General features: G+C 69.0%; 16 protein-coding genes. 14 read left to right on the top strand and 2 right to left on the bottom strand.

Annotation, left to right across the window (positions count from 1 at the left end; translation table 11 throughout):
* Positions 1–69: 69 nt before the first annotated feature.
* Entirely contained in the window at positions 70–630 is a 561-nt protein-coding gene (locus C8250_RS12025) for a hypothetical protein (RefSeq protein ID WP_138354808.1), read from the top strand.
* Between the two features lie 45 nt (positions 631–675).
* Here the strand turns inward: C8250_RS12025 and C8250_RS12020 are convergent, their stop codons facing one another.
* Positions 676–975, bottom strand: coding sequence for a ferredoxin (locus C8250_RS12020; RefSeq protein WP_138354809.1), 300 nt, complete (start codon positions 973–975; stop codon positions 676–678).
* Positions 976–1,227: 252 nt separating this feature from the next.
* Between C8250_RS12020 and arc the strand changes: the two genes are divergently transcribed.
* The 6 genes from arc to prcA all read left to right on the top strand — a co-directional run bounded on the left by arc (position 1,228) and on the right by prcA (position 7,285).
* Positions 1,228–2,994 (top strand): proteasome ATPase, encoded by a 1,767-nt coding sequence (gene arc / locus C8250_RS12015; protein ID WP_138354810.1) that lies wholly within the window; start codon positions 1,228–1,230, stop codon positions 2,992–2,994.
* 241 nt (positions 2,995–3,235) lie between these two features.
* Positions 3,236–4,747, top strand: a complete 1,512-nt coding sequence (gene dop, locus C8250_RS12010; RefSeq protein WP_138354811.1) for a depupylase/deamidase Dop — start codon at positions 3,236–3,238, stop codon at positions 4,745–4,747.
* 108 nt (positions 4,748–4,855) lie between these two features.
* Positions 4,856–5,074, top strand: coding sequence for a ubiquitin-like protein Pup (locus C8250_RS12005; RefSeq protein WP_138354812.1), 219 nt, complete (start codon positions 4,856–4,858; stop codon positions 5,072–5,074).
* 9 nt (positions 5,075–5,083) lie between these two features.
* A complete protein-coding gene (locus C8250_RS12000; RefSeq protein WP_138354813.1) occupies positions 5,084–5,674 on the top strand; it encodes an endonuclease VII domain-containing protein in 591 nt (196 codons plus the stop codon).
* Complete coding sequence (prcB, locus tag C8250_RS11995; protein ID WP_138354814.1) at positions 5,626–6,471, top strand: proteasome subunit beta; 846 nt, start codon at positions 5,626–5,628, stop codon at positions 6,469–6,471. The genes C8250_RS12000 and prcB overlap by 49 nt, the downstream gene beginning before the upstream one ends.
* Before the next feature lie 64 nt (positions 6,472–6,535).
* Positions 6,536–7,285, top strand: coding sequence for a proteasome subunit alpha (gene prcA, locus C8250_RS11990; protein ID WP_138354815.1), 750 nt, complete (start codon positions 6,536–6,538; stop codon positions 7,283–7,285).
* Between the two features lie 184 nt (positions 7,286–7,469).
* Here prcA and C8250_RS11985 read toward each other — a convergent pair whose 3' ends face one another.
* On the bottom strand, positions 7,470–8,480 hold the full coding sequence (locus tag C8250_RS11985) for a LacI family DNA-binding transcriptional regulator (RefSeq protein WP_244809097.1): 1,011 nt from the start codon (positions 8,478–8,480) through the stop codon (positions 7,470–7,472).
* Positions 8,481–8,602: 122 nt separating this feature from the next.
* Here C8250_RS11985 and C8250_RS11980 point away from each other — a divergent pair, with 122 nt between their 5' ends.
* From C8250_RS11980 to C8250_RS11950, 7 genes are all read left to right on the top strand, one after another.
* A complete protein-coding gene (locus C8250_RS11980) occupies positions 8,603–9,850 on the top strand; it encodes an MFS transporter (protein ID WP_138354817.1) in 1,248 nt (415 codons plus the stop codon).
* Between the two features lie 9 nt (positions 9,851–9,859).
* Positions 9,860–11,221, top strand: coding sequence for a Pup--protein ligase (pafA, locus tag C8250_RS11975; protein WP_138354818.1), 1,362 nt, complete (start codon positions 9,860–9,862; stop codon positions 11,219–11,221).
* Positions 11,222–11,377: 156 nt separating this feature from the next.
* Entirely contained in the window at positions 11,378–12,391 is a 1,014-nt protein-coding gene (locus C8250_RS11970; protein WP_138354819.1) for an FKBP-type peptidyl-prolyl cis-trans isomerase, read from the top strand.
* A gap of 41 nt (positions 12,392–12,432) precedes the next feature.
* Entirely contained in the window at positions 12,433–12,804 is a 372-nt protein-coding gene (locus tag C8250_RS11965; RefSeq protein WP_138354820.1) for an FKBP-type peptidyl-prolyl cis-trans isomerase, read from the top strand.
* Between the two features lie 109 nt (positions 12,805–12,913).
* Positions 12,914–13,855, top strand: a complete 942-nt coding sequence (locus C8250_RS11960; protein WP_138354821.1) for a WYL domain-containing protein — start codon at positions 12,914–12,916, stop codon at positions 13,853–13,855.
* A gap of 14 nt (positions 13,856–13,869) precedes the next feature.
* On the top strand, positions 13,870–14,817 hold the full coding sequence (locus C8250_RS11955) for a WYL domain-containing protein (RefSeq protein ID WP_138354822.1): 948 nt from the start codon (positions 13,870–13,872) through the stop codon (positions 14,815–14,817).
* Between the two features lie 9 nt (positions 14,818–14,826).
* On the top strand, positions 14,827–15,087 hold the full coding sequence (locus tag C8250_RS11950) for a hypothetical protein (RefSeq protein ID WP_138354823.1): 261 nt from the start codon (positions 14,827–14,829) through the stop codon (positions 15,085–15,087).
* Positions 15,088–15,148: the final 61 nt, after the last annotated feature.

The following is a 15,148-nucleotide window of genomic DNA, read 5'->3' as shown; positions in this document are numbered from 1 at the left end:
CCACCCGAGTGTGACGTGTGGCACCATGCTGGCCACCCCCCTCGAACGAACTCCCCAGGAGCCAGGCGAGTGCAGCCCTCCGCAGGACCGGCCCTTCCGCATACCCGAGCCCGCTCGGTGCACTGGATCTCCACCGCCGCGCTGCTCGGCGCGATCATCGGCGCCGGCGCCCTCGTCCAGCCCGCCGATGCCTCCACGCACGCCTCCCAGGCCACCCCACGGCCCGCACCGGACCCGAAGGCGGCCGTGTACCCGCTCGACTGCGCGGGGGCCCCGGTGGACGTCGTCAGCCGCGTCTCGGGGGATCTGGACCAGGACGGCAGGCCCGAGACCGTCGTCGTCGTGCACTGCCCGGCCGAGGCGGGCACCCCGCCGACCGGCGTCTTCGTCCTGACGGCCGGCGCGGCGCCGGGCAGCGCGCCGCGCATCGTCGCCACGCTGGTCGATCCGGCGGAGGAGCGCAGCATCACCGGCTTCGGGCTCCAGGGCCGCACCATCAGGGCGACGGTCCTCGGGTACTCCAGCGACACCACGCCGCGCTGCTGCCCGGACCAGAAGCGCGCGTACACCTGGCAGTGGCGGGCCGGGCGGTACTACGCCACGCCGGGTGCGCTCGCGAACAGCGTCTGAGCCGTCACCCGGCGCTGCCGGCCGTCACCGGCCGCCCGCCGGTTGTCACCCGGCGTCGGGACCGAACACCTCGACCCGGTCGGTGACGCGGCGGACATGGATGCAGTCGCCGGGGCACTCCTTGGCCGAATCCACCACATCGGTGAGCATCGTCAGCGGAACCGGCGCCGTGGCGCCCGGCGCCTGCCGCAGCTCGTCGTCGTGGCCCTTGACGTACGCCAGCCCGTCGATGTCGAGCTCGAACACCTCCGGCGCGTACTGCACACAGATCCCGTCGCCGGTGCACAAGTCCTGGTCGATCCAGACTTCCAGCTCTTCCGCGCCGGCCTCGGACACGTCACTCACGGGGTACCTCGCCTGCCGTTCATGGATCGGCCCGGACACGGACCGCAACAGTCCCTGACGGGTGTTGACCGAACCGACGATACAACCGGCCGCTTTCCGATGTTGATCCGTGGGTATCCCCCTGGCGTGAGGACGTACGCAAGGGTGAAGATCGGACACACCCCGACCGTCTTTGTGATCTAGGGGTTTCAACCCCCACCGGCCCAGGTAGGGTCTGGAAACGTCCAGCTCCCCTTGGAGGAGGTGAGGACCGTGGCGGCCCACGACGACGACATCACCCGTGGCGGCCGACCCGCTCGTGGTTCAGAAGACACCGCGAGCCAGGTCGCCTTTCTTGAGCAGGAAATCGCCGTCCTGCGACGTAAGCTCGCCGACTCTCCGCGTCACACGAGGATTCTCGAAGAGCGGATCGTCGAGCTGCAGACCAACCTGGCAGGCGTGTCCGCTCAGAATGAGCGGTTCGCGAACACTCTCCGGGAGGCCCGCGACCAGATCGTGGCCCTCAAGGAAGAAGTGGACAGGCTCGCACAGCCTCCTGCCGGTTTCGGCGTCTTTCTGCAGGCGAACGAGGACGGAACGGCGGACATCTTCACCGGCGGCCGAAAGCTGCGGGTGAACGTCAGCCCCTCCGTCGAACTTGAAGACCTCCGGCGAGGTCAGGAACTCATGCTCAATGAAGCGCTCAATGTGGTCGAGGCCATGAAGTACGAGCGCGTCGGCGACATCGTCACCCTCAAGGAGATCCTTGAGGACGGCGAACGAGCCCTGGTCGTCGGACACACCGATGAGGAGAGGGTGGTGTGGCTCGCCGAGCCACTCCTGGACGGCGCTCTCCGCGTAGGCGACGCACTTCTGCTGGAGCCCCGCTCCGGCTACGTGTACGAGAGGGTCCCCAAGAGCGAGGTCGAGGACCTCGTACTCGAAGAGGTCCCTGACATCGACTACCAGCAGATCGGCGGCCTCGCCGGTCAGATCGAGCAGATCCGGGACGCGGTCGAACTCCCGTATCTGCACGCGGATCTGTTCAAGGAGTACGAGCTGCGCCCGCCCAAGGGCGTGCTGCTCTACGGCCCCCCCGGCTGCGGAAAGACCCTCATCGCCAAGGCAGTGGCCAACTCCCTTGCCAAGAAGGTCGCCGAAGTCACGGGACAGCCGCAGGGGAAGAGCTACTTCCTGAACATCAAGGGTCCCGAACTCCTCAACAAGTACGTCGGTGAGACCGAGCGTCAGATCCGCCTGGTCTTCCAGCGAGCCAGGGAGAAGGCGAGCGAGGGCACCCCCGTCATCGTCTTCTTCGACGAGATGGAATCCCTCTTCCGCACCCGCGGATCCGGTGTCAGCTCGGACGTGGAGAACACCATCGTCCCCCAGCTGCTCGCCGAGATCGACGGGGTGGAGGGCCTGGAGAACGTCATCGTCATCGGCGCCTCCAACCGCGAGGACATGATCGACCCGGCGATCCTGCGGCCCGGCCGTCTGGACGTCAAGATCAAGATCGAGCGGCCGGACGCCGAGGCGGCCAAGGACATCTTCTCGAAGTACCTGGTTCCGACACTCCCGCTCAACAGCGAGGACCTGTCGGAGCACGGCGGATCGAAGGCCGGCACCGTCGAGGCCATGATCCAGGCCGTCGTCGAGCGGATGTACACCGAAACGGAGGAGAACCGCTTCCTGGAGGTCACGTACGCCAACGGCGACAAGGAGGTCCTGTACTTCAAGGACTTCAACTCCGGAGCGATGATCCAGAACATCGTGGACCGGGCCAAGAAGATGGCGATCAAGGCCTTCCTCGACCACAACCAGCGCGGTCTTCGCGTCGCCCACCTGCTCGCCGCCTGTGTCGACGAGTTCAAGGAGAACGAGGACCTGCCCAACACCACCAACCCCGACGACTGGGCCCGCATCTCCGGCAAGAAGGGCGAGCGGATCGTGTTCATCCGCACGCTCGTCACCGGAAAGCAGGGCGCGGACACCGGCCGCTCCATCGACACCGTGGCCAACACCGGGCAGTACCTGTAAAGCAGACCTCCGGCTGCGGGCGCCCCGACCGGGTTCCCGCAGCCGGAGTGTTTGTCCACAGGTAGGCCAGGACCGGAGCAATGAGTGAAATGATCTCCCCACCGCCGCCATCGCGTTCTAGGCTCTTCCGTACCGCGCCATGCAGTGCGGCTCAGGGAACAGCAGTCGCGCTCGGGCCATATGCGCAGCGGTACTTGAGCGTCAGCCCCAGCACGGGGCGGCGCCGGGCAAGGAGGGCCGCATGACCGTACGGCGAGTAATGGGTATCGAGACGGAGTACGGCATCTCCGTTCCCGGCCACCCGAACGCCAATGCCATGCTCACCTCGTCCCAGATCGTCAACGCGTACGCGGCGGCGATGCACCGGGCGCGCCGCGCCCGCTGGGACTTCGAGGAAGAGAATCCGCTCCGTGACGCCCGGGGCTTCGACCTCGCCCGTGACACGGCGGACTCGAGCCAGCTCACCGACGAGGACATCGGCCTGGCCAATGTCATCCTCACCAACGGCGCGCGGCTCTACGTCGACCACGCCCACCCGGAGTACTCCTCACCCGAGGTCACCAACCCGCTCGACGCCGTCCTGTGGGACAAGGCGGGCGAGCGCATCATGGCCGAGGCCGCAGAACGGGCCGCGCAGCTCCCCGGCGCCCAGCCGATCCACCTGTACAAGAACAACACCGACAACAAGGGCGCGTCCTACGGCACCCACGAGAACTATCTGATGAAGCGGGAGACCCCCTTCTCGGACATCGTGCGCCATCTGACGCCGTTCTTCGTCTCGCGCCAGGTCGTCACCGGGGCCGGCCGCGTCGGCATCGGCCAGGACGGCCACGACCACGGCTTCCAGCTGAGCCAGCGCGCCGACTACTTCGAGGTCGAGGTCGGCCTGGAGACCACCCTCAAACGCCCCATCATCAACACCCGGGACGAACCGCACGCGGACGCGGAGAAGTACCGGCGGCTGCACGTCATCATCGGGGACGCCAACCTCTCCGAGATCTCGACCTACCTCAAGCTCGGCACCACCGCCCTGGTGCTGTCGATGATCGAGGACGGCTTCATCAAGGTGGACCTGGCCGTGGACCAGCCGGTGCGCACCCTGCACCAGGTCAGCCACGACTCCACACTGCAACATCTCATCACGCTCCGCAGCGGCCGGACGCTGACCGCCGTACAACTCCAGATGGAGTACTTCGACCTGTCCCGCAAGTACGTCGAGGAGCGGTTCGGCGCCGACGCGGACGACCAGACGAAGGATGTCCTCAGCCGCTGGGAGGACGTCCTGAACCGGCTGGAGAACAACCCGATGAGCCTGTCGGGCGAGCTGGACTGGGTCGCCAAGAAAGAGGTCCTGGAGGGCTACCGGCGCCGTGACGGCCTGGAATGGGACGCCGCGCGCCTGCACCTCGTGGACCTCCAGTACGCCGACGTACGGCCCGACAAGGGCCTCTACAACCGTCTGGTGGCCCGCGGCCGCATGAAACGGCTGCTGGACGAGCCGGCGGTCGTACGGGCCGAGACCAAGCCCCCCGAGGACACCCGCGCCTACTTCCGCGGCCGCTGCCTGGAGCAGTACGCCGACGACGTCGCCGCCGCCTCCTGGGATTCGGTCATCTTCGATCTGCCGGGCCGGGACTCCCTGCAGCGGGTTCCGACCCTGGAGCCGCTACGCGGTACCCGCAACCACGTCAAGGAGCTCCTGGACCGCTGTCGTACGGCGGAAGACTTGGTCCGCATCCTTTCCGGCGGCTGAAATGGCCCAGAACCGGGAATCAAGCAAGTGAGCGGAAACAGGGCCGATGTCGGACCCGGCTTGTAGGGTCTGATCAAGTGGGAAACGCAACCGAGCGGGGTGAGCGTCATGGCTACGAAGGACACCGACGGCGGACAGCAGAAGGCGACACGCGCCACAGAAGAAGTCGAAGAGGTAGCGCAGGACGCGCAAGCCTCGGACGAACTCAAGGAGCGGCACGAGAAGCTCTCCGAGGATGTCGACGACATCCTGGACGAAATCGACGATGTACTCGAGGCCAATGCTGAGGATTTCGTGAGGTCCTTCGTTCAGAAGGGTGGACAGTAGTCCACGTATATGAACGACGCGAAATCGAAGCGCTGCTCTCGGTGTAAAAGGACGCTGCCGCACGGCGCCTTCGCCGGCAATCGGTCGACGGAGGATGGTCTTCAGGCGTACTGCCGGAACTGCTCAGCCGAGTATTACCGGCAGCGTCAAGAAGCCAAAGGCCGTGCGGTCCGGCCGAAGTTCGAGGTACCGGAAGGCTCCAAGAGGTGCCCGCAGTGCGAAACGATCAAGCCGTTTGCGGACTGGGAACGCAATTCCACTTCGCCTGACGGCTGGTCCAGCTACTGCAGGCCCTGTCGCGCCGGCCGCAACCGTGAGAGCTACTTCAAGCGGAAGTACGGCATCACGATATCCGAGCGTGACGAGCTGATCGCCTCTCAAGCGGGCGTGTGCCCGATCTGTTTGGCCGCTTCGGCAGAACATGTGGATCACTGCCACGAGACGGGTAGGGTCCGAGGCGTACTGTGCTTCAGCTGCAATGCCGCGCTGGGGCAGTTGAAAGACCGGCCTGATGCCATCCGCCGGGCTGCCGCTTACCTGGAAGGAAACGTGTGGAAGCCAACACTCGTAGCACAGGGCGTCTACCGGCTGCCTTCCTGACGCCTGGCTCGTCCTCGTTCATCGACTTCCTCGGCGAGCACTCACCGGACCTGCTGCCGCGCAACCGGAGCCTGCCGCCGCTCCAGGGGGCCATCGAGATCCCGCACGGCACGACCATCGTCGCCGCGACGTTCCCCGGCGGGGTGATCCTCGCCGGTGACCGGCGCGCGACGATGGGCAACATCATCGCGCAGCGGGACATCGAGAAGGTCTTCCCGGCCGACGAGTACTCGGCCGTGGGCATCGCCGGCACCGCCGGGCTGGCCGTGGAGATGGTGCGGCTGTTCCAGCTGGAGCTGGAGCACTACGAGAAGATCGAGGGCGCGGTGCTCTCCCTGGAGGGCAAGGCGAACCGGCTCTCCACGATGATCCGCGGGAACCTCGGGATGGCGCTCCAGGGACTGGCCGTCGTTCCGCTGTTCGCCGGATACGACGTGGACCGCGAAAAGGGCCGGATCTTCTCCTACGACGTGACGGGCGGGCGCTCCGAGGAGCACGGCTTCGCGTCGACCGGATCGGGTTCGGTCTTCGCCCGCGGTTCGATGAAGAAGCTGTACCGCAAGGATCTGACGGAGGACCAGGCGATCACGCTGGTCGTACAGGCCCTGTACGACGCGGCCGATGACGATTCGGCCACCGGCGGACCGGACCTGGCGCGGCGCATCTATCCGATCGTCACCGTCATCACCGACGAGGGCTTCCGCAGGCTCACCGAGGACGAGTCCTCCGACGTCGTCCGTGCCATCCACGAGCGCCGGCTGGAACAGCCCGACGGCCCGCGTGCCGAGCTGCTCTGACGGTCCGGCAGGACCGGATCGAGAAGAAGACCCTCGTCACCTGACAGAAAGGGACGGATAGCCGGTGTCGACGCCGTTCTATGTCTCACCCCAGCAGGCCATGGCCGACCGTGCGGAGTACGCCCGCAAGGGCATCGCGCGCGGCCGCAGCGTCGTCGTGCTGCAGTACACCGACGGCATCGTGTTCGTCGCCGAGAACCCGTCCCGCGCGCTCCACAAGGTCAGCGAGATCTATGACCGGATCGCGTTCGCGGCGGTGGGCAAGTACAACGAGTTCGAGAACCTGCGGATCGGCGGCGTGCGCTACGCCGACCTGCGCGGCTACACCTACGACCGTGAGGACGTCACGGCCCGCGGTCTGGCCAACGTCTACGCCCAGACCCTGGGCACCATCTTCTCCAGCGTCGGCGAGAAGCCGTACGAGGTGGAGCTGATCGTCGCGGAGGTCGGCGCGGCCGCCGAGGACGACCAGATCTACCGGCTGCCGCACGACGGCTCGATCGTCGATGAGCACGGCGCGGTGGCGGTCGGCGGCAACTCGGACTCGATCGGCGCGTATCTGGACCAGCGGCACCGCGACGGCATGACGCTCGCGGAGGCGCTGAAACTGGCGGCCGAGTCCCTCGGCCGGGACAGCAACGGCGGGGAACGCACGCTCACCGCCGAGCAGTTGGAGGTCGCGGTGCTGGACCGGACGCGACCGCAGCAGCGCAAGTTCAAGCGGATCCTGGGTCGTCAGCTGGCCCGTCTCCTGGAGGCGGACAGCGCTGCGACCACCAAGACGGATGATCCTTCGGACGAGGAAGAGGAGTAGCCGGCGGCCCGCCGCGTGGCTTGTGCCGGTGCTCCGGTGACGGGGGCCGGGTCCTCCGGGGCGGGGCTTCGAAATCGACTATTTACGGGCCTGGCGGCCCACAAATAGCTCGGCAGCATTTCGAAACCCCACCCCTGCGGACCCGGCCCCCTCACGTTCGCTCCCGCCTGCCGGAGGGGGTGTCTCACGCCGCCGGCGGCCCCGTCGAACCGCGGACCACGAGTTCCACCGGGAGGTCGGCGCTGTTCGCCGGGCGGCCGTCCAGGACGGCCAGCAGCGCCGCCATGCCCCGGCCGCCGATCTCGTCGGCGGGGAGCCGGACCGTGGTGAGTTCCGGTTCGACCGCGGTGGCGAGCGCGAGGTCGTCGAATCCGGTCACGGACACATCGGCCGGCACCCGCAGGCCCAGTCGGCGGGCGGCCTTGCACGCACCGGCGGCGAGGATGTCGTCGTCGCAGACCAGGGCAGTGGGCCGGGGCCCGGGCCGGGTGAGGGCGCGTTCGGCGGCGAGCCGTGCGTCCTCGACGCTGTGCGCGGAGCGCTCGGTGTGCAGGGTCACGTCGCCCGTGCCCGCCAGCGTGCCGGCCAGTGCGGCGGCGCGGACGTGGAACGTCCAGGTGTCGACCGCTGAGGCCATATGAGTGAACCGGCGGTGCCCGAGGCCGAGCAGACAGCGGGCCACCTGCCGCATCCCGTCGGCGATGTCGAAGTTGACGGTGGCGCCGGCGCCGGCCGCGCCGGGGTCGCTGTCGAGCATCACGAGCGGCAGGTCGCCGCCGCCGATGGCGTCGAGCGCGTCGGCGGCCATCGAGGACGCGATGACGCCGTCGAGCGAGGCGCGGGCCGAGCCGAAGGGGTCGCGGGCCGGCCCGATGCCGTCGGGTGACGGGTAGAGCACCACGCCGAACTCGTGCTCCGCCGCGACGCGGGCGGCGCCGGTGTAGACCCGGGCGAAGTACTCGTTGGTCAGGGCCGGGACGACCAGCAGGGCCGTCCGGGTGCGGCCGAGCCGGAGGTTGCGGGCGGCGAGGTTCGGCCGGTAGCCCAGTGCCAGGGCCGCCGCCCGGACCGCTTCCGCCGTGCGCTCGGAGACCCGCCCGCGGGACTTTCCGCCCAGGACCAGCGAAACGGTCGCCTGCGAGACACCCGCGGCCCGCGCCACGTCCCGTGAGGTGGGGCGTGCGGTATCGGTCACTCCGGGCATCCTTCCGGTCCCCGCGGATGGACCCGCGGCCTGCCGTCATGGTACGTATGACGCATCAAGTTATACGTAACACTTCGGCGGCGACGGGCGGCGACCGGGGGAGGGGAGCCGGCATGGCGGCGGGGTACGGGGATCTTCTGAGGACGCGGTATGCCGGCCGGCTGCTCGGCGGCACGCTGATCGGCCGGCTGCCCAACGCGACGGCCGCGCTGTGCATCGTGCTGCTGACCCGCTCCGAAGGGGGCAGCTACTCGCTCGCCGGTTCGCTGGGCGCGCTCTACGGGCTGGGCACGGCCATCGGCCAGCCGCTGCTGGGCCGGATCGTCGACCGGTACGGCCAGCCGCGGGTGATGCTCCCCGCGGCCGTCCTGTCGGCCGCCGGCATGGTGCTGTTCGCCCTGGTGGGCCCCGACCCGCTGCCGGTGGCCTGTGTGGCGATGGCGGTCGCCGGGCTGTTCACCCCGCCGCTGGAAGGCGGGCTGCGCGCGCTGTGGCCCGGCGTCCTCAAGAGCGAGGACCGGCTGCACGCCGCCTACGCCCTGGACGCCGCCGCCCAGGAGCTGCTGTTCACCATCGGCCCGGTCCTCGTCACCGGCCTGGTCGCGCTGTTCTCCGAGGCCGCCGCCGTGCTGTGGATCGCGGCGGTCGGCGTCGTGGGCGCGCTGGGCGTCGTGACGGCCCCGCCGTCCCGCGAGTGGCGGGCGGAACCGCGGGCCGCCGACTGGCTCGGACCGCTGCGCGCCCCGGGGCTGCGCGCGCTGATCGGCTGCCTGTTCTTCGTCGGTGTCGCGCTCGGCTCGATCGCGGTCGCCGCGGTCGCGTACGGGGATGTGCACGGCGGCGGCATGGTGAACGGCTATCTGCTGTCGGCGCTCGGGCTCGGCGCGCTCATCGGCGGTGTGACGTACGGCGCCAGGACCTGGCCGGGTACGCCGGAGCGCCGGCTGCGGGTGCTCACCGTCGGACTGGCCGTCTGTTACGCGCCCTTGGTGCTCGTCCCCGGGGTGGTCGCGATGACGGTCCTGTCCGGGCTCGCGGGGGTGTTCCTGGCGCCGGTACTGGCCTGCGCGTTCGTGGTGGTGGACCGGCACGCGCCGAGCGGCACGGTGACCGAGGCGTTCTCCTGGCTGGTGACCGCGATCGGCGTCGGCGCCTCGCTGGGAACGGCCGCCGCGGGACCCGCCGCGCAGTTCGGCGGGGTCGCCGCCGGATTCGCCGTCGCGGCGGCCGGTGGATTCATCGCACTGGCGGTGCTGGTCGCGACCGCCCGATTCCTCGCGTCCCCAAACCTGAAAACCGAGTTGGAAAAAGATCGAATCGGTGGGGTCGAACCCGGTTTCACGACCACGCATCAGGCGTAATGTTCAGTCATGGACCGCCGCATTTTCGGGCTGGAGAACGAGTACGGCGTCACATGCACGTTCAGGGGGCAGCGGCGTCTGTCTCCTGACGAGGTGGCGCGGTACCTCTTCCGCCGTGTCGTGTCATGGGGCCGGAGCAGCAATGTCTTTCTGCGCAACGGCGCCCGCCTCTACCTCGATGTCGGCTCGCACCCGGAGTACGCCACTCCGGAGTGTGACAATCTGACCGAGCTGGTCACCCATGACAAGGCCGGCGAACGCATCCTCGAAGGCCTTCTGGTGGACGCCGAACGGCGTCTGCACGAAGAGGGCATCGCCGGCGATGTCTATCTGTTCAAGAACAACACCGACTCCGCGGGAAACTCCTACGGATGTCACGAGAATTACCTCGTCGCGCGACACGGCGAGTTCTCCCGCCTCGCCGACATCCTCATTCCGTTCCTGGTCACCCGGCAGATGATCTGCGGCGCGGGCAAGGTGCTGCAGACGCCGCGCGGTGCGGTCTTCTGCGTCAGCCAGCGGGCGGAGCACATCTGGGAGGGCGTCAGCTCGGCGACCACCCGTTCCCGACCCATCATCAACACCCGTGACGAGCCGCACGCGGACGCGGAGCGCTACCGGCGCCTGCACGTCATCGTCGGCGACTCGAACATGTCCGAGACGACCATGCTGCTGAAGGTCGGTGCCACCGACCTCGTGCTGCGCATGATCGAGGCGGGCATCGTGATGCGGGATCTGACCCTGGAGAACCCGATCCGGGCGATCCGCGAGGTCAGCCATGACATCACCGGCCGCCGCAAGGTGCGGCTGGCCACCGGCCGCGAGGCGTCCGCCCTGGAGATCCAGGAGGAGTACTACTCCAAGGCTGTTGACTTCTGCGAACGCCGCGGGATCCGCAACGGCGTGATCGAGCAGGTGCTGGAGCTGTGGGGCCGCGCGCTGGAGTCGATCGGCAGCGGTGACCTGGCGGCCATCGGCACCGAGATCGACTGGGTGATGAAGTACCAGCTGATCGAGCGCTACCGGAACCGGGACAACATCACGATGTCCCACCCGCGCGTCGCCCAACTGGACCTCGCCTATCACGACATCCACCGCCGCCGGGGGCTGTACTACCTGCTGGAGAAGAAGGGCCAGGCCAAGCGGATCTGCAGTGATCTGAAGATCTTCGAGGCGAAATCCGTTCCTCCGCAGACCACTCGGGCCAGGCTGCGCGGCGATTTCATCCGGCGCGCGCAGGAACAGCGGCGTGATTTCACGGTCGACTGGGTGCATCTGAAGCTCAATGACCAGGCGCAGCGAACAGTGCTGTGCAAAGACCCGTTCCGATCGGTCGACGACCGGGTGGAGAAGCTCATCGCCGGAATGTGATCGACGAAAGCCGGAACGTGATCGGCAGTGGCTCGTGTTCAGGGGCCCCGCGCGCTGTGGCGTGCGGGGCCCCTGGCATGCCGGGGTCCTGTGATGCGGGGCAGGCCGTAGAGTGACCGCTACTGACGGACCATCCCAGCTACCCCGAGGACCACTGTGCGACGCCGACTCGCTGCCGCGCTCATCGTGCCGGCTCTGATGCTCACCGCGGCCTGCGGAGGAGGGGACGGCTCGGACAAGAAGGCCGACTCGCCGACCCCCAAGCCCTCCGCGACGCCTACGCAGCACGCGGCTCCCAAGCCGGTGTCGTCGGCCGCGCCGATGCCCACCGTCGCCGGTGAGCTGGGCAAGAAGCCGACCATCACCATCCCCAAGGGCGACCCGAGCGGGAAGTTCGTCGTGAGCACCGTGACCGCGGGCACCGGCCCGGAGGTCAAGAAGAACGACCTGGTGGTCACCAAGTTCGCCGGCAAGATCTGGAAGAGCGGCAAGGAGATCGGCGGCTCCTACGACAAGGGCGGCGCCGCGCAGGTCATCCCGGCCGGCTCGCCGACGATCATCCCGGCCTTCAGTGACGCCGTACTGGGCCAGAAGGTCGGCAGCCGCGTCCTGGTCGTCGCCCCGCCGGCCGCCGCGTTCGGCTCGCAGGGCAAGCAGGAGCTGGGTATCACCGGCACCGACACCCTCGTCTTCGTGCTCGACATCGACCGGATCATGCCGAGCCATGTCACGGGCACGCAGTCCGCCATCCCGTCCGACCTGCCGAAGGTGGACGCGGAGAAGGCGGAGGCGGCGAAGATCACGGTGCCGAAGAACGACCCGCCGAAGACGCTCGTCGACAAGGTCCTGATCGAGGGCACGGGCGATGTGATCAAGAGCGGTCAGACGGTCTACATGCAGTACAGCGGCGCGGCCTGGAAGCCCAACGAGGGCAAGGACACGGCCAAGCTGTTCGACGACAGCTGGAAGACCGGGGCGCCGTTCAGCACCGTCATCGGCCAGGGTCAGGTCATCGAGGGCTGGGACAAGGGCCTCGTCGGCAAGAAGGTCGGCAGCCGGGTGCTGCTCGTCATCCCGCCGGAGCAGGCGTACAAGGCCGAGGCCAAGGGAGCCGACCTTCCGGCCAACTCCACCCTCGTTTTCGTCGTGGAGATTCTCGGAGCAGTGTAAGACTGTCCGGGTTGTCCGCAACGTATCAAGGAGTTACCGCAGTGAGCATCGAGAAGCCCGAGATCGATTTCCCCGTTGGCGAGCCGCCGGCCGACCTCGAGATCAAGGAGATCTGGGAGGGCACCGGCGAGGAGGCCAAGGCGGGTCAGAACGTCAGCGTCCACTACGTGGGCGTGTCGTTCAGCACGGGTGAGGAGTTCGACGCCAGCTGGAACCGCGGTTCCGCGTTCACCTTCCCGCTCGGTGGCGGCCGCGTCATCAAGGGCTGGGACCAGGGCGTGCAGGGCATGAAGGTCGGCGGCCGCCGCCAGCTGACCATCCCCGCGCACCTCGCCTACGGCAACCAGAGCCCCACCCCGGCGATCAAGCCGGGCGAGACTCTGATCTTCGTCGTGGACCTGATCTCGGTCTGAGCAGGCGCGTGTCCGGGGGCCCACGCCGGCAGGCGTGGGCCCTCGCTTTTGCCGCAGCTCCCCGGAGCGGTACGGTCGTCGATCGAGAGCTGAAGACGAAGGGTGCGCGATGGCGATTGCCAAGGCCGAGCGACTGATGAACCTGGCGCTGTGCCTGATGAACACCCGGCGTCCCGTCAGCAAACGGGAACTGCGCGAGTCGATCGAGGCCTATCACGAGATAGGTTCCGACGACGCGTTCAACCGGATGTTCGAGCGCGACAAGGACGATCTGCGGGAACTCGGGCTCATCATCGAGACGGTGGAGAGCGTCGACGGCGATGTGGGCTATCTGGCCCGCCGTGACCGCAACCGGCTGCCCGAGATCGCGCTGGACGCCGAGGAGGCCGCCGCGCTGAGCCTGGCCGCCAAGGTGTGGCAGCAGGCCCGGCTGGCCGAGGCCGCCAGTGGCGCGCTGCAGAAACTCCGGGCGGCGGGCGTGCCGTTCGAGGACACCCACAGCGCGCTGGAACCGCGAATCCCCACCCCGGAACCGGCGTTCGAGCCGCTGATGGTCGCGACGCGCGAGCGCCGGGCCGTCTCCTTCGACTACCGCAAGGCGAACGCGGTGCGCCCCGAGCCGCGGCAGGTCGAGCCGTGGGCCCTGGAGTGCTGGCGCGGCCACTGGTACCTGGCCGGCTGGGACCGTGACCGCGGCGCGGTCCGGGTCTTCCGGCTCTCCCGCATCTCCGGCAAGGTCCGCTCCCGCGGCGGTGCCTTCAGCGCCCCGGTCCCCGACCACGTGGACGTCCGTGCCGCCGTCGCCAGCTGGGCCGGCGAGGGCGCCACCGCGACCGCCCGGATCCGGCTGCGCCGCGACTCGGGCTATCCGCTGCGCGCCAAGGCCGTGACGTCCGAGCCGGTGGACGCCGAATGGGACGAACTGGAGATCCCGTACGGGCATGGACTCGACGCCTGGCTGGTGGAGTTCGGCCCCGACGTGGTGGTCCTGGAACCCGCCGAACTGCGGGCCGATGTGGTGGACCGGCTGCGTGCCGTGGCCAAGGACTGACGGGACTTCACGACATGGCGAACGCGATCGACCAGACCCGGCGGATGCTCTCCCTGGTCACCTATCTGCGGGAGCGCCCCGGCGCCCGCGTCACCGATGTGGCCCGCGCCTTCGGCGTCACCGAGGCCGAGCTGATCGGCGACCTGAACGTGCTGCCGCTGTGCGGTACGAGCTTCCGCGGCGGTGACCTGCTCGACATCGACACCGACGGCGAGCGGATCTGGTGGCACAACGTCGACGATGTGGCGCAGCCGCTGCGGCTGGCCGCCGACGAGGCCACGGCGCTGCTCGTGGCGGCGCGGGCGGTGGCGAACCTGCCGGGGCTGCGCGACAGCGACCGGCAGGCGCTGCTGCGGGCCACCGCGAAGCTGGAGACCGCGGCCGGCGAGGTGGCGGCCGCCAGCTCCCAGCTCTCGGTGACCTTCGAGTCCGAGGGCAGCGTCTTCGCCGATGTGGACCGGGCCATCGCCGAACGGCGCCGGCTGTGGATCCGCTACTACTCGCCGGCCCGGGACGCGCTGACCGAGCGGGAGGTGGACCCGATCCGGCTCTTCGCGGTCGGCCACACCTACTTCGAGGGCTGGTGCCGGCTGTCGGAGGACCGCAGGACCTTCCGGCTCGACCGGGTCGCGGAGATCAAACTGCTCGACGAGCCGTCCGACCCGCCGCGGATCGAGCCGCGCGACCTGTCCCTCGGGCTGGTGCAGCCGGCGGGCGACGACCCGGAGGTCGTCATCGAGGTGGGTCCCGGCGGCCGCTGGGTCGCCGAGTACTACCCGTACGACAGCGCCGACGAGCTGCCCGACGGGGGCCTGCGGATCAGCCTGCGCACCCCCGACCCGGGTTCGCTGCGCCGGCTCGCGCTGCGGCTGGGCCGGGACGGCCGGATCGTCTCGCCGGCCGACCTCGCGGACCGGGCGCGGGAGGCCGCCGTGCTGGCGCTGGCGGCGTACGGAGAATAGGGAGTGACGATGACGGGGGCAGCGACCTCGACGATGACGGCCCCGGCGCCGTCCGCGGTGCTCTTCAAGGCCGCGTGCCCGGACTGCCGCGGCTGTTTCGAGCTGGCGTCGCAGGAGCTGCGGCTGGCGATCGGCCGCACCCACCGGACCACGTTCTACTCCTTCACCTGTCCGGAGTGCGGGCTGGCGGTCCGCAAGCCGGCGGGGGAGCGGATCATCGAGCTGCTCACCGGTGGCGGGGTGCGCACCATGCGCCTGCACATCTGCTGACGCCGACGCCGGCGCCACGGCCGCCGTCCGGAGGCCCGGCCGGCCGCGGTGCCCCGGTGCC

The organism is Streptomyces sp. So13.3, assembly GCF_005860785.2.
Classification (GTDB): domain Bacteria; phylum Actinomycetota; class Actinomycetes; order Streptomycetales; family Streptomycetaceae; genus Actinacidiphila; species Actinacidiphila fildesensis.
The sequence above is the reverse complement of the archived record's forward strand: the minus strand, read 5'-3'. Positions and strand labels throughout refer to the sequence as shown.

Bases quoted from the DNA above. Each gene is read 5' to 3' on its own strand.
- C8250_RS11950 (WP_138354823.1), top strand. From the start codon at position 14,827: ATGACGGGGGCAGCGACCTCGACGATGACGGCCCCGGCGCCGTCCGCG.
- C8250_RS12000 (WP_138354813.1), top strand. From the start codon at position 5,084: ATGAACGACGCGAAATCGAAGCGCTGCTCTCGGTGTAAAAGGACGCTG.
- C8250_RS11955 (WP_138354822.1), top strand. From the start codon at position 13,870: ATGGCGAACGCGATCGACCAGACCCGGCGGATGCTCTCCCTGGTCACC.
- C8250_RS11980 (WP_138354817.1), top strand. From the start codon at position 8,603: ATGGCGGCGGGGTACGGGGATCTTCTGAGGACGCGGTATGCCGGCCGG.
- dop (WP_138354811.1), top strand. From the start codon at position 3,236: ATGACCGTACGGCGAGTAATGGGTATCGAGACGGAGTACGGCATCTCC.
- C8250_RS12005 (WP_138354812.1), top strand. From the start codon at position 4,856: ATGGCTACGAAGGACACCGACGGCGGACAGCAGAAGGCGACACGCGCC.
- pafA (WP_138354818.1), top strand. From the start codon at position 9,860: ATGGACCGCCGCATTTTCGGGCTGGAGAACGAGTACGGCGTCACATGC.
- C8250_RS11960 (WP_138354821.1), top strand. From the start codon at position 12,914: ATGGCGATTGCCAAGGCCGAGCGACTGATGAACCTGGCGCTGTGCCTG.